The 13,641-nt window shown below is 70.8% G+C and carries 15 protein-coding genes and 1 tRNA gene; 14 read left to right on the plus strand and 2 right to left on the minus strand.

Going from position 1 to position 13,641, the window contains the following annotated elements:
* The first annotated feature begins 33 nt into the window (after nucleotides 1-33).
* From ACZ4RZ_RS16935 to ACZ4RZ_RS16990, 12 genes are all read left to right on the plus strand, one after another.
* The gene (locus tag ACZ4RZ_RS16935) at nucleotides 34-468 is read left to right on the plus strand and encodes a roadblock/LC7 domain-containing protein (RefSeq protein WP_467745307.1); all 435 of its coding nucleotides are present in this window, start codon (nucleotides 34-36) and stop codon (nucleotides 466-468) included.
* A gap of 2 nt (nucleotides 469-470) precedes the next feature.
* Nucleotides 471-842 carry a DUF742 domain-containing protein gene (locus ACZ4RZ_RS16940; RefSeq protein WP_467745309.1) on the plus strand — a complete coding sequence of 124 codons (372 nt, stop codon included), beginning with the start codon at nucleotides 471-473 and terminating at the stop codon, nucleotides 840-842.
* Nucleotides 820-1,419 carry a GTP-binding protein gene (locus ACZ4RZ_RS16945; RefSeq protein ID WP_467745311.1) on the plus strand — a complete coding sequence of 200 codons (600 nt, stop codon included), beginning with the start codon at nucleotides 820-822 and terminating at the stop codon, nucleotides 1,417-1,419. Before ACZ4RZ_RS16940 ends, ACZ4RZ_RS16945 begins: the two co-directional genes overlap by 23 nt.
* The gene (locus ACZ4RZ_RS16950; protein WP_467745313.1) at nucleotides 1,416-2,009 is read left to right on the plus strand and encodes a GAF domain-containing protein; all 594 of its coding nucleotides are present in this window, start codon (nucleotides 1,416-1,418) and stop codon (nucleotides 2,007-2,009) included. Before ACZ4RZ_RS16945 ends, ACZ4RZ_RS16950 begins: the two co-directional genes overlap by 4 nt.
* Before the next feature lie 200 nt (nucleotides 2,010-2,209).
* The gene (locus ACZ4RZ_RS16955) at nucleotides 2,210-3,394 is read left to right on the plus strand and encodes a Gfo/Idh/MocA family protein (RefSeq protein WP_467745315.1); all 1,185 of its coding nucleotides are present in this window, start codon (nucleotides 2,210-2,212) and stop codon (nucleotides 3,392-3,394) included.
* Nucleotides 3,395-3,565: 171 nt separating this feature from the next.
* A complete protein-coding gene (tdh, locus tag ACZ4RZ_RS16960; protein WP_467745317.1) occupies nucleotides 3,566-4,594 on the plus strand; it encodes an L-threonine 3-dehydrogenase in 1,029 nt (342 codons plus the stop codon).
* 110 nt (nucleotides 4,595-4,704) lie between these two features.
* Entirely contained in the window at nucleotides 4,705-5,898 is a 1,194-nt protein-coding gene (locus tag ACZ4RZ_RS16965) for a glycine C-acetyltransferase (RefSeq protein ID WP_467745780.1), read from the plus strand.
* A gap of 83 nt (nucleotides 5,899-5,981) precedes the next feature.
* Nucleotides 5,982-6,887: a LysR family transcriptional regulator gene (locus ACZ4RZ_RS16970; RefSeq protein WP_467745318.1), complete on the plus strand. Its 906-nt coding sequence runs from the start codon at nucleotides 5,982-5,984 to the stop codon at nucleotides 6,885-6,887.
* Nucleotides 6,888-6,925: 38 nt separating this feature from the next.
* Nucleotides 6,926-7,498 (plus strand): helix-turn-helix domain-containing protein, encoded by a 573-nt coding sequence (locus ACZ4RZ_RS16975; protein WP_467745320.1) that lies wholly within the window; start codon nucleotides 6,926-6,928, stop codon nucleotides 7,496-7,498.
* Nucleotides 7,495-8,037 carry a GNAT family N-acetyltransferase gene (locus tag ACZ4RZ_RS16980; protein ID WP_467745321.1) on the plus strand — a complete coding sequence of 181 codons (543 nt, stop codon included), beginning with the start codon at nucleotides 7,495-7,497 and terminating at the stop codon, nucleotides 8,035-8,037. Before ACZ4RZ_RS16975 ends, ACZ4RZ_RS16980 begins: the two co-directional genes overlap by 4 nt.
* A gap of 101 nt (nucleotides 8,038-8,138) precedes the next feature.
* The gene (locus ACZ4RZ_RS16985; RefSeq protein ID WP_467745323.1) at nucleotides 8,139-8,498 is read left to right on the plus strand and encodes an MmcQ/YjbR family DNA-binding protein; all 360 of its coding nucleotides are present in this window, start codon (nucleotides 8,139-8,141) and stop codon (nucleotides 8,496-8,498) included.
* A gap of 305 nt (nucleotides 8,499-8,803) precedes the next feature.
* A complete protein-coding gene (locus ACZ4RZ_RS16990; RefSeq protein WP_467745781.1) occupies nucleotides 8,804-10,084 on the plus strand; it encodes an MFS transporter in 1,281 nt (426 codons plus the stop codon).
* Between the two features lie 37 nt (nucleotides 10,085-10,121).
* Here the strand turns inward: ACZ4RZ_RS16990 and ACZ4RZ_RS16995 are convergent, their stop codons facing one another.
* Together ACZ4RZ_RS16995 and ACZ4RZ_RS17000 are read right to left on the minus strand one after the other, a co-directional pair.
* The gene (locus ACZ4RZ_RS16995) at nucleotides 10,122-11,033 is read right to left on the minus strand and encodes a transketolase family protein (RefSeq protein ID WP_467745325.1); all 912 of its coding nucleotides are present in this window, start codon (nucleotides 11,031-11,033) and stop codon (nucleotides 10,122-10,124) included.
* 122 nt (nucleotides 11,034-11,155) lie between these two features.
* Nucleotides 11,156-11,857 (minus strand): transketolase, encoded by a 702-nt coding sequence (locus ACZ4RZ_RS17000; protein WP_467745326.1) that lies wholly within the window; start codon nucleotides 11,855-11,857, stop codon nucleotides 11,156-11,158.
* A gap of 153 nt (nucleotides 11,858-12,010) precedes the next feature.
* On the opposite strand from ACZ4RZ_RS17000, the gene ACZ4RZ_RS17005 reads away from it, so the two are divergent.
* Nucleotides 12,011-12,084 (plus strand) — tRNA-Pro (locus ACZ4RZ_RS17005).
* 297 nt (nucleotides 12,085-12,381) lie between these two features.
* Nucleotides 12,382-13,581: a PP2C family protein-serine/threonine phosphatase gene (locus tag ACZ4RZ_RS17010; RefSeq protein ID WP_467745328.1), complete on the plus strand. Its 1,200-nt coding sequence runs from the start codon at nucleotides 12,382-12,384 to the stop codon at nucleotides 13,579-13,581.
* Nucleotides 13,582-13,641 lie beyond the last annotated feature (60 nt).

A 13,641-nucleotide genomic window follows, 5' to 3' on the forward strand; every position in this document is an offset into this window, starting at 1 on the left:
GCAGACCTTCGTACCTCAAGGAGTCGATCCATCATGGCGAGCGATGCGCCGACCGGCCATGTATCCGATCTCGACTGGCTGATGAGCGGCCTCGTACAGCGCGTGCCGCACACCACAAGCGCGGTACTTCTGTCCTGTGACGGGCTCGTGAAATCGGTTCACGGCCTCGACCCGGACAGCGCCGACCACATGGCGGCGCTGGCCTCCGGCCTCTACTCTCTCGGTCGCAGCGCGGGCGTCCGCTTCGGGGACGGCGGCGACGTACGGCAGGTCGTCGTCGAACTCGACTCGATGCTGTTGTTCGTGTCCACCGCGGGCTCCGGCACCTGTCTCGCCGTGCTCGCCGGACGCGAGGCCGACGCAGCGGTGCTCGGCTACGAGATGGCCATGCTGGTCAAGAGCGTCCGGCCGTACCTGATGACCGCGCCCCGGCAGTCCGCCGTCGAACCCTCGGCGATGAGGCCTTGAGCGTGGCCGCGGCCGGCGACGGGCCTTGGCTCGACGACGCTGCCGGGCGCCTGGTACGCCCCTACACGGTCAGCAACGGCCGGACCAGGCCCACGGCCGCGCTCGACCTCCTGTCGCAGGTCATGGCCACCGGAGCCACGCCCCTCGGCTATCTCGGCCCCGAGCACACCCAGGCACTCGAACGGTGCCGGGCGCCCGTCTCGGTCGCGGAGATCGCCGCCCATCTGAAGCTCCCCGCGGCGGTCACCAAGGTGCTGCTCTCCGATCTCGTCGACTGCGGGGTGCTCACCACCAAGCCACCGTCCTTCCACCACAACCCCACTGACCGGTCTCTTCTGGAGGCAGTGCTCGATGGACTACGACGACAGCTCTGACCCCTTCCCCACCGCGTTGAAGATCTTGGTGGCGGGAGGGTTCGGGGTCGGCAAGACAACCTTCGTCGGCGCGGTGAGCGAGATCGCGCCGCTCAGCACGGAGGAGCTGCTCACCACGGTCAGCGCCGCGACCGACAGTCTCGACGGCATCGAGAACAAGGTCGAAACCACGGTGGCCATGGACTTCGGCCGCATCACGCTCGATCCGGAACACGTGCTCTATCTGTTCGGTACGCCCGGGCAGGAGCGGTTCTGGTTCATGTGGGACGAGCTTTCCGAGGGTGCGTTGGGCGCGGTGATCCTCGCCGACACCCGCCGCCTGGAGGACTGCTTCGCGGCCGTCGACTTCTTCGAGCAGCGGGGCCTCGGATTCATCGTCGCGGTCAACGAGTTCGACGGCTCTTACCGCTACGACCCGAAGGAGGTGCGGGCGGCCATCGACCTCGACCCCGAGATCCCCGTCGTGCGCTGCGACGCCCGGATCTCCAGCTCGGGCGTGCAGACCCTGCTCACCCTGGTCCGCCATCTCATCGCCCATGCGCCCGCGCACAGCCCAAGTCACGGAGCCCGTACATGAGTTACGATCCGCCGCGTCCGGCCGGTCGTCTGCTGCTGACCCCGGAGGACAAGGACGCGCCGGCCCGGGTGCGGCGGTTGCGCCGACTGGGGCTGGGGGAGCGCGCGGAACCGGCCTTCGACGCCTTCGCGGACCGGCTCGCCGAGGTCGCCGCGGTGCCGTACTCGATGGTCAACTTCATCGACGAGAACCGGCAGTTCTTCGCGGGCCTGCACACCCCGGACGGAGGCGGCCCGGGCGTCCTGCCGCCCGAGGCTGACACCGGGGACAGCACCGTCCCCGAGGTGGGCCGCTACATGACGCGCGACTACGGCTTCTGCCCCTATGTGGTGGTCCGGCGCAGGGCGCTGGTCCTGGAGGACGTCTGCGACTACCCGCGCTTCGCGGGGAACCCGGTCGTCGACGAGATCGGCATCCGTTCCTACCTCGGCGCCCCGCTGATCGACCGTACGGGCATCGCCCTCGGCACGGTCTGCGTCGTGGACGTCGAGCCGCGCCCGTGGGGAAAGGCGGGCCTGGAGACCATCAAGTCGCTGGCGGCGGAGCTGGTCGAGCAGATCGAACTGCGGGAGGGAGTCCGGGGGTTCTGAGGACGTGCCGGGCAGTCGGCGTCCGGCCTTGGTGAGTGTGATGCGCCCACATGGGATGTAGGTAAAGCATGTCCCCGTAGTCGTACTCCGATGTCCACGAGAGGTTGACCCAGGCCCTGCGGAGGAACGCTGCGCCCGAACCTCCTCGACACTGCATGGAGACACCCACGGAGTGGAGACACCGCATGGAACGGCACGCCATGACCGACCTCCGTCTCGGCGCCCTCGGCTTCGGACTGCGCGGTTCCCTCGCGCGCGTCGCCCACCGTCCCGGTCGGGGCTCCCGCGTGACGGTCGTCGCCGAGCACGACCCGGTGCTGCGCGATCGCGCGGCCGATCGCATACCCGGGGTCCGGACCGTCGACGACCACCACAAGGTCATCGACGACCCGCACGTCGATGCCGTGCTGGTCCTCACCCCGGACCACACCCACGCCGACATCGCGTGCGAGGCGCTGCGCGCGGGCAAACCCGTCTTCGTCGAGAAGCCCCTCGACATCACCATCGAGCGCTGCGACCGGATCCTGCGCACCGCCTTCGAGACGGGCACCCGGCTGTATGTGGGCCACAACATGCGCCACATGCCGGTGATCCGGCTGATGCGCGACATCATCGAACGCGGCGACATAGGCACGGTCAAAACGGTGTGGGTGCGCCATTTCGTCGGCTACGGCGGGGACTGGTACTTCAAGGACTGGCATGCCGAACGCCGGTACACCACCGGCCTGTTGCTGCAGAAGGGCGCCCACGACATCGACGTAGTGCACTGGTTGGCCGGCGGCTACACCCAGCGGGTGCAGGCTCTCGGGGACCTCATGGTGTACGGGGACGTCCCGCACCGGAGGGCGCCGGGAGAGCCCAAGACGGACGACTGGTACACGGAGAACGGCCACTGGCCCCCGCACACCCAGCGGGCACTGAACCCGGTCATCGACGTCGAGGACGTGTCTCTGGTCAACATGCGCCTGGACAATGGGGTGTTGGCGTCGTACCAGCAGTGTCACTTCACCCCGGACTACTGGCGCAACTACACCGTCATCGGTGACGCCGGCCGCTTGGAGAACGTCGGGGACGGGCCCGGGGGAGTGGTGAAGATCTGGAACAGCCGCCGCTCGGGGCAGCGGGATCGGGCCGACGCCGAGCACCCGGTGCCGGACGTCGACGAGGACACCGAGCACGGGGGCGCCGACCCGCTGCTGATCGACGAGTTCCTGCGGTTCGTACGCGAGGGCGGGCGCACCGACACCTCCCCGGTCGCCGCGCGCATGGCGGTGGCCGCCGGATTCCGGGCCACCGAGTCGCTGCGGGACGGCGGCACTCCGCGCGACGTGCCGCCGCTCGCCCCGGAAGTGGTGGCCTACTTCGAGCGGGGTCAGACCCCCTGAGCGCGCGGACACCGGGGCAGGCGTGAAGGAAAGCTGCGGCCGCGCTTAAGAAAACCTCGATGGACCCGGAGCGCCGCCGTACGGCAGATTCCTATGGGAATTCACCCCTCTCCCCGGTACGGGCTCCTTCGGTATGCCCTGCCCCGGGACCTCACCCACAGGAGCCGTCGCGTGAAGGCGCTGGTCAAGGAGAAGGCGGAGCCCGGGCTCTGGCTCACGGACGTTCCGGAGCCGCAGGCCGGCCCCGGCGACGTACTGATCAAGGTCCTCAGGACCGGGATCTGCGGCACCGACCTGCACATCCGCAACTGGGACGGCTGGGCGCAGCAGGCCATCGACACGCCGCTCGTGCTCGGGCACGAGTTCGTCGGCGAGGTCGTCGAGACCGGCCGCGACGTCGCCGACATCACGGTCGGCGACCGCGTCAGCGGCGAGGGCCACCTGGTCTGCGGCAAGTGCCGCAACTGTCTGGCTGGGCGCCGCCATCTCTGCCGTGCCACGGTCGGGCTGGGCGTGGGCCGCGACGGCGCGTTCGCCGAGTACGTGGTCCTTCCCGCCGCCAACGTGTGGGTGCACCGGGTCCCCGTCGACCTCGATGTCGCCGCGATCTTCGACCCGTTCGGCAACGCCGTGCACACGGCGCTGTCCTTCCCGCTGGTCGGCGAGGACGTACTCATCACCGGGGCCGGACCGATCGGCCTGATGGCGGCGGCCGTGGCCCGTCACGCGGGCGCCCGCAACGTCGTCATCACGGATGTCAGCGAGGAGCGCCTGGAGCTGGCCCGCAAGATCGGCGTGAGCCTCGCCCTCAATGTCGCGGGCGCGACGATCGCCGACGGTCAGCGCGAGCTGGGTCTGCGCGAGGGCTTCGACATCGGCCTGGAGATGTCTGGCCGCCCGGAGGCGATGCGCGACATGATCGCCAACATGACGCACGGCGGCCGGATCGCGATGCTCGGCCTGCCGTCCCAGGAGTTCCCGGTCGACTGGTCCAGGATCGTCACCTCCATGATCACGATCAAGGGCATCTACGGCCGCGAGATGTTCGAGACTTGGTACGCCATGTCGGTTCTCCTCGAAGGCGGTCTCGACCTCGCCCCCGTCATCACCGGCCGGTACGGCTTCCGCGACTACGAGGCGGCCTTCGACGACGCGGCCGCCGGCCGGGGCGGCAAGGTCATCCTCGACTGGACCGCCTGAGACACCCCGGATCGCCTGAGACACCCCGGACCGTCCGGGACGTCCGGGACCATCCGGGCTCCTGGACTGCCTGAGCCCCCGGACTGCTTGAGAATTCTAAGGAACTGATGATGTTCGATTCCGTACGCGACGATCTGCGCACCACCCTCGACGAGATCCGCGCCGCCGGCCTGCACAAGCCCGAGCGCGTCATCGGCACCCCGCAGTCCGCGACCGTGAACGTCACCGCGGGCGGCCGCCCCGGCGAGGTCCTCAACTTCTGCGCGAACAACTACCTCGGCCTCGCCGACCACCCCGAGGTCGTCGCCGCCGCCCACGCGGCACTCGACCGCTGGGGCTACGGCATGGCTTCCGTGCGCTTCATCTGCGGTACGCAGGAGGTGCACAAGGAGCTGGAGGCGCGCCTGTCCGCGTTCCTCGGCCAGGAGGACACGATCCTCTACTCCTCCTGCTTCGACGCCAACGGCGGTGTCTTCGAGACCCTCCTCGGCGCCGAGGACGCCGTCATCTCCGACGCCCTCAACCACGCCTCGATCATCGACGGCATCCGGCTGTCCAAGGCCCGCCGCTTCCGGTACGCGAACCGCGACATGGCCGACCTGGAGGCCCAGCTCAAGGAGGCGTCCGGCGCCCGGCGCCGTCTGATCGTCACCGACGGCGTGTTCTCGATGGACGGCTATCTCGCACCCCTGAAGGAGATCTGCGACCTCGCCGACCGCTACGACGCGATGGTCATGGTCGACGACTCGCACGCCGTCGGTTTCGTCGGTCCCGGCGGCCGCGGTACCCCCGAGCTGCACGGCGTCATGGACCGCGTCGACATCATCACGGGCACGCTCGGCAAGGCGCTCGGCGGCGCGTCCGGCGGTTACGTCGCCGCCCGTGCCGAGATCGTCGCCCTGCTCCGTCAGCGGTCGCGCCCGTATCTCTTCTCGAACACGCTCGCCCCGGTGATCGCGGCGGCCTCCCTGAAGGTCCTCGACCTGCTGGAGTCGGCCGACGACCTGCGCGTCCGGCTCGCCGAGAACACCGCGCTCTTCCGCTCCCGGATGACCGCGGAGGGCTTCGACGTCCTTCCCGGCGACCACGCGATCGCTCCCGTCATGATCGGCGACGCGGCCGTCGCCGGGCGCATGGCGGAGCTGCTCCTGGAGCGCGGTGTGTACGTGATCGGCTTCTCGTACCCCGTTGTTCCGCAGGGGCAGGCCCGTATTCGGGTCCAGTTGTCGGCGGGGCACTCGACGCAGGACGTGAACCGGGCGGTGGACGCGTTCGTGGCCGCCCGCGCGGAACTCGAGGGCTGAAGGAGCGGGCGGAACGCCAGGGCTGATGGAGCGGTCGGAACACGAGGGCTTCAAGACGCGTGTGACCTGAGAGAATCGGTCGCATGATCGAAGCGCGGCGGCTCCACATCCTCCGTGCGGTGGCCGACCACCGCACGGTCACGGCGGCTGCCGCCGCGCTCTATCTCACGCCGTCGGCCGTCTCCCAGCAGCTCGCCGCCCTGGAGCAGGAGACGGGGCACCGGCTCGTCGAGCGCAGCGCCAAGGGCGTCCGGCTGACGCCCGCCGGCGAGATCCTGCTCGGCCACACGAACGCCGTTCTCGCCCAACTGGAGCGCGCCGAGGCCGAGTTGGCCGCGTACAGCTCGGGTTCCGCGGGCACGGTCACCGTCGCCTCGTTCGCGACCGGCATCGGCCTGGTGGTGGCCCCCGCGCTGGCCCGTCTCGCCTCCACGGCGCCCGGCATCCATATCCGCGTCCAGGACGCCGAGGGTGACGCCAGCCTGCCGATGGTGCTCGACCGACAGGTCGACATCGCGGTCGCGGTCGAATACCGGGGCGCCCCCGACGCGGACGACCCGCGCCTCACCCACGTGCCCTTGTACGCCGAGCCCTTCGACGCGGTCGTCCCGGTCACCCACCGTCTGGCCGACGCCGATGAAGTCCCGCTCGCCGAACTCGCCAAGGACCCGTGGATCGGCCCGTACCCGGGCAACCCCTGCCATGACGTGGTCGTCCTGGCCTGCGAGAACGCCGGATTCCAGCCCCGCCTCGAACACTCCTCGGACGACTTCCGCGCAGTCGTCGCCCTCGCCTCGGCCGACGCGGGCGTGGCGCTGGTGCCCCGCTCGGCGCTGCGCGGCATGGACCTCACCGGGGTTCTCGTTCGCCCGGTCGACGGCGTCGCGCCCACCCGCCGGGTCTTCGCGGCCGTACGCCGCGGCGCGGAGGGCCATCCGCTGATCCGGCCGGTGCTGGACGCGTTGGCGGAGGCCGCGACCGTCGATTGAGGAAGTCCTTGTCTCGCATCTGGGATAGCATCCCGAATATGGGAAACGAAGTCGAGGATGCCGTCGATGTCCGGCTCGGTGCCCGGCTGGCCGAGCTGCGGGCCGAACGCGGCTGGTCCCTGGGAGAGCTGGCGGAGCGCAGTGGGATCAGCCGCTCGACCCTGTCCCGCGCCGAGCGCGCGGAGATCAGCCCCACCGCCTCGCTCCTGAACCGCCTGTGCGGCGTGTACGGGCGGACCATGTCGCAACTGCTCAGCGAGGTCGAGGGAGAGCCCGCGCTGCTGGTGCGCGCGGCCGACCAGGCGATCTGGGAGGACAGGGCCTCCGGTTTCGTACGACGGTCGGTGTCGCCGCCGCACACGGGGATGCGCGGCGAGCTGGTCGAGGGGCGGCTCGCGGCCGGCGCCGACATCGCGTACGACCGCCCCCCGGTGCCCGGCCTGGAACAGCACATCTGGGTCCTCGACGGGACGCTCGCCGTCACGGCGCAGGACGTCGAGCACCGCCTCGAAGCCGGCGACTGCCTCCGGCTGCGGGTGTGGGGGCCGACGCGTTTCCGATGCCCCGGCCCCGAGGACGTGCGGTACGCGCTGGTGGTGGTGCGGCCGTGACAACCCTCTCCCGGCTGGACGAAGTCGAACTTCGCGCTTCGGTGGACGAGTTGGCGGATCTGCTGATCGACACCGTGCAGAGTGGTGCGTCGATCGGCTTCCTCGCACCGCTCGACCGTAGGGCGGCCATCGCCTGGTGGGAGGGGTGCGCGGCCGCGGTGTCGGCCGGCCGTCTCGCCGTGTGGGTGGCCCGGTGCGGGGGCCGGCTGCTCGGCACCGTCAGCCTCGCGTTCCCGGACAAGCCCAACAGTCGCCACCGCGCCGAACTCGTGAAGCTGATGGTGCACCGGGACGGCCGCGGACAAGGTCTCGGCCGTACGCTCCTGACGACCGCCGAGGCCGAGGCGGTCGCGGCGGGGGTGACCCTCCTGCACCTGGACACCGAGACCGACAGCCCCGCCGAGTCCCTCTACCGCTCCGCCGGGTGGACCCGGCTCGGGGCGATACCGGACTATGCCGCGAGCCCGTCTGGCGAATTGCGTCCGACAACGATCTTCTACAAACACGTGGGCGCGGAAGCGGTCGTTCTCGGTACGTGACGGGCGGCGTCCGTACGGACTCCCGGCCGGGCGCGATGGCCTGCGCCTTTGATCCGGTCCTGGACGAGTCGATGTCAGTGCCATTGGCTACGGTGCGTCTCATGCCGGATGCCGAAGACGTACGCCGTATCGCCCTCTCCCTGCCGGACACGACGGAGAAGATCGCCTGGAGCATGCCCACGTTCCGGGTCGCGGGAAAGATGTTCGCCACGCTGCCCGAGGAGGAGACCTCCATCGCCGTGCGCTGCCCGAAGGAGGAGCGCGACGAACTCGTCCTCGCCGAGCCGGGGAAGTTCTGGATCGCCGACCACGAGGCGAGCTTCGCCTGGGTCCGGGTGCGCCTCGTGGCCCTGGAGGACGACGACGAACTCCGCGACATCCTCGCCGACTCCTGGCGCCAGGCGGCCTCGCCCCGACTGCTCGACTCCTACCCGGAGTTGGGTCTCCCGTCCGCCGACTGAAATCCTTCAGGCGTTGTCAGTGCCCCGTGGCATGATCCGGCGACAGGAGTGGAGAGCGGGACGCTCGGCTCCGTGGGGGAGTTGTGGGGCATCGGCAGAGCGGGGCAGGGGAGGGGTGCGAGCGGATGGCCGGGACGTCATCGGGCGAGAAGCCGCCGTGTGCGTCGGAGACACCGCACGGAGCTTCGGGGACGCGGCGGGGGGCTTCTGAGCGGCGACTCGCAGCTTCCGAGGAGTTGCCCGAAGCCTTTGTGGCGTTGCCCGAAGCCTCTGAGGCGCCGCGTGAACGGGCCGGCCGTCGTGACATCGTTGCCGCGGACGGGCCCCGGCGGCCCGTCTGGTCACGGGACTTCGCGCTGTTCTTCGTGGCGCGGGCCCTCGCCCGGCTCGGCGACACCATCCTGCCGGTGGCGCTCGCCGCCGGACTGCTGCAGTACGGGTACGGGGTGGGCGCGGTCGGCCTGGCGATGGCCGCGTCGGCCGCCTCCTTCGCGGGGCTGGTGATCTTCGGCGGGGTCATCGCCGACCGGTTCAGCACGCGCAAGCTGATGATCGGCGCCGACCTGGTGCGGCTGGCCACCCAGTCCCTCTGCGCCGTGCTCTTCTTCACCGATCATGTGGTGCTCTGGCAGATCTGCGCCATCGGCGCCGTCAACGGCGTGGCGGGTGCGGTCTTCCAGCCCGGCGTGGCCAGCACGGTGCCCCGCTTGGCCGCCGACGTACAGGGAGCCAACGGAGCCATACGGATCGCCGAGTCCGCCGCCCAGCTCGCGGGCCCCGCGCTGGCAGGCCTGCTGGTCGCGTTCGCCTCGGCCGGAGGGGTCTTCGCGGCCCACGCGGCGACCTACGCGCTCAGCGCCCTGTGCCTGCTGCTGCTCCGGCTGCCGTCGGCCGCACCCGGAACCCACACGCATGGCGGCAGCTTCAAGGCCGATCTTGCCGAGGGCTGGCGGGAGTTCAGGTCTCGGACCTGGCTGTGGGGCGTCATCGTGATCTGGTGCGTGTACATGATCTCCATCTGGGGCCCGACCGTCCCCCTGGTGGCGACGGAGGTCATTCAGCAGCACGGTCCGCGCGCCTACGGCCTGGTCAACTCCGCTCTCGGCGCCGGCACCGTCATCGGCGGACTGATCGCGCTGCGGCTCCGCCCCCGCCGTATGCTGCGCGCCGGCTCGTTCGCCCTCTTCGCCTTCGCCTGCTTCCCGGCGTCCGTCGGCGCGGGGCTCGGCGTGGTGGCCATGTCGGCCGGAGCGGTGATAGCGGGCGCGGGCATGTCGCTCTGGGGCGTGATGTGGGCGACCAGCGTGCAGACGCAGGTCGCGCCCGACGTCCTCAACCGCATCCACGCGTACGACGTCGCCGGCTCCCTCGCGATGATGCCCGTCGGCCAGGCGCTGGCCGGCCCGGCCGCTTCGGCCCTCGGCGCGGACCATGTTCTCCTCATCGCGGGCGTCATGACCCTCGTCGTCTCGACGGCCCTGCTCCTGGTGCCCGCGATACGCAACCTGGTGCGCGTCGACGTCCCCGCGCCCCGGCCGCGTACGACCGGGGCGAGACCCGAACCGGCGCGGGGGGAGAACCGCTGAGACGGTTCCGGGGCCCCCGCTTCCAGAGCTCCGACGGTCACACCCGGACCCGCGCTCCCAGGAATCCGCCGATGCGCTCCCGCAGCGACCGCGCGTCGAGGCCGTGTGCGGCCACGTGCTCGTCGATGTTTCCGTAGCGGCGCAGCTCACGGCGGCCCACGCCGAGGCCGAGGACGCGGTGGGGCACGTCGGCGAGCGCGTCGTTCGCGGCGGCAGTGGAGGTGCCGGCCAGGTACGGCTCGACGAGGACGACGTCGGTGCCGGCGGTCTCCGTGGCCCGGCGCAGCGCCGCCGTGTCGAAGGGGCGCACCGTGGTCGCGTACAGCACGGTCACGTCGAGCCCCTCCGTGGCGGCCAGCACGGCGTCGAGCATCGGCCCGACGGCGACGACCACTCCGGCGCGCCCTTCGCGGACGGTGAGGAAGCGTGTTCCGTCGACCGTGAGCCCCTGCGCGTTGGACTGGACGGACAGCCGCACGTACACCTTGTCGTCACCGGCGGCGACGGCGTGCCGCAGCAGCGTCTCGGCCTCGTCCGGGTGGCCCGGGACGTGCGTGGTCCAGCCGTCCAGCGTGTCGAGCAGGGCCACATCGCCGGGAGCCATGTGCGTGAAGCCCCCCGCGGGCCAGTCGAAGGACGCGGCGGCGCTGACGAGCACCGCGCCCGCGTCCTGGTGCCCGAGGTCCAGCTTGACCTGCTCGAAGGGCCGCTCGAGGAGAAAGCTGGCGAAGGTGTGCACCACGGGTCGCAGCCCGGTCAGCGCGAGGCCCGCGCCGGCGCCGATCAGCAGTTGTTCGCGAATACCGACGTTGATCACGCGATCCGGATGCTTGCGCCGGGCGTCCGCGAAGCCGTCCTTGCCGATCTCGGCGAGCACGACCGCGACCCGCGGGTCCTCGTCGAGCAGTCGAGAGACAACTGGGGCGAATCGATCACGCATGGTGTCCATGGGGTGTCGTCCTTCCAGGGCGTACGTGCGAGGGCTGTCGCGTCCGACGAGTTGGGGTGATGCGCGGTGCCGCACGGATGACGCGCGGTACCGGGGAAGGGGAGGGCGGTGCCGGCGCGGGTTCAGGTGTACTTCGGCTCGACCTGGGCGACGACCACGCGCGGGCGGCCCGGGTGAGGGGCGGTGAAGGCGGCGTAGAGGGCCTCGTGGTCACGGCCGTCCACGGTCGCGGCGGACCAGCCGGCCGCCTCGAACCGGGCGGCGATCCCGCCGGGCCGGGCATGGCTGGCGGAGGAGTTGTCGATCACGACGGTGTGCAGCCGTTCCAGACCCGCAGGCCCTGCGTATGCGATCGCCTCGTGGTTGCTGCCTTCGTCCAGCTCGGCGTCGCCGATCAGCACCCAGACGCGAGGCTCGTCGAGCCCCTGCGCCCGCAGCCCGAGCGCGGTGCCGGCGGCGATCGGCAGTCCATGCCCGAGCGACCCGCTGCCGATCTCGGCGCCCGGCACCAGCACCCGGTCCGGATGGTGTCCCAGCGGCGAGTCGTACGACCCGAAGCCGGGCAGCCACTCGACAGGGATGAATCCCTTGGCCGCGAGCACGGCGTAGTACGCCATCGGCCCGTGCCCCTTCGACAGCAGGAACCGGTCCCGCTCCGGATCGCCCATCCGCTCAGGCCCGACCCGCAGCACCCGGTCGTACAGCACCCACAGCGCGTCCAGGGTGGACGTCGCCGCCGGCCCATGCTTCTCATCACCGGTCATCAGCCTCATCAGCCGGGGCAGGTCCGCAAACTCGTAGCTCTGCTTCGCCGTGATCGTCATGCCGACGATCGTGCAACCTCAACCAAACTTCAGGTCAACCCCGCTCCCGTGCCGCCCGTCGGCCCCGCATAAACGAGTGCGCGACCACCGGCACGAGTGCGGTATTGTTTCCGTGCACGTTCGGCCAGGGGAAAGCCCAGGTCAGGCGGGCACCGGGACGTGGCGCAGCTTGGTAGCGCACTTGACTGGGGGTCAAGGGGTCGCAGGTTCAAATCCTGTCGTCCCGACGGTGCGAAGGGTCTTCGCAGGCGAGAGCCTGCGGGGGCCCTTTGCGTGTGGGGCGTATTCGGGCTTCGAGATGGAGCAGGCCGCTGCTCGGCATCGCTGTGCCGGTCCATGCCTGCGGGCGTCCGCACTTCCTCGGAGTTGATCTCGTGGAGCGGTCGTGAAAAAACCTGAGCATTACCTGCGTCGATTGCGATGCTCTTAGGGTGGTGGGTGTGGCGCGATGGTTCGAGTCGTTTCAAAAACCTCCGACAGTTGAACCGACCGGGTCCGGCGGCGCACCCGCACAGGGTGTGGACGTGCCGTCCCCGCTGGGTGTGCTGCGCGCGGCGGCGGCCCGGATCGGTACCACGCTGGACGAGGACACCACCTGCGCGGAGCTGACGCGGGAGGCCGCCGGACAGGTGGGAGCTGCGGTGGCGGTGCTGCTCGGCCGCGGTGCGGCCGGCCCCGAGTATGAGGCCGTCACCGGGAACCCGGCGGTGCTGCCCGACGCCCGGTGGGCCGCGACGGTGGCGCGGGAGGCGGAGGACTGGGGGGAGAGCGAGGCCGTGCACGCGGCTTTCGACGGATCCCGGCCCGCGCTCTGCGTGCCGGTCGCCGTCAACGGACACCGCTACGGCGTGCTGGTGTGCGCCCGGGAGGGGGCACCGTTCACCGGCGCGGAGGCGGAGCTCGTGATGTTTCTCGCCGAACGGGCCGCCTCGAACATCCGGCACGCCCGGGAGTACGACGCGGTGAGCGGCATCGTCGGCAAGTTCCAGCGGGCGCTGCTCGCCGAACCCGGCCGGCCGCACCCCAATCTGGACGTCGCCAGCCGCTACCTGCCCGTCGGACAGCGCGCCCTGGTCGGCGGCGACTGGTGCGAGACCGTGCGGCTGCACTTCGGCCGTACGCTGCTCGTCGTCGGCGACGTCATGGGGCACGGCCTGGAAGCCGCCGTCGACATGTCGGTATACCGCTCGTCCCTGCGCTACATCGCCTCCGCAGACCTGCCCCCGCACCGCGTGCTGCGCCAGCTCGACGACACGGCATCCCGGGAGCCGGAACGCCGCCCGGCCACCTGCCTCATCGCACGGGTGGACCCCGTCCGCGGGATGGTGACCCTGGCCAGCGCCGGCCATCTCCCTCCGGCCCTGATCGACGGGCAGGGCCAGGTCTCACTGCTCCCGGTGCCGGTCGGCCCGCCTCTGGGCACTGGCCTCGGTGGCTACGAACCGGCAACCTACCGGCTGGACCCCTCTCAGACACTGGTGCTGTTCACCGACGGGCTCGTGGAGCGCCGGGGAGAGGACATCGACCAGTCCCTGGACCGGCTGGCCGCTCTCGGCTTCCCCGCCGCCGCTGGTGTCGAGGACGTCCTCGACACGGTGCTCGCCCGCCTCGACGCCCGCTGCGCCGAGGACGATGTCGCGGTACTGGCCGCCAGGCTGCAGCAGCGCTGCGCACAGCCATACGACAGTGAGCACCGAACCGCCGACTCCGGCGGCGGAATCTGACCTGCGGTTTCCTGCGCGCGCCGTACTGCCCGACGTAAAGGCGCCGGGTGTCGAGGAAGA

This window comes from Streptomyces sp. NPDC027189 (assembly GCF_055566975.1).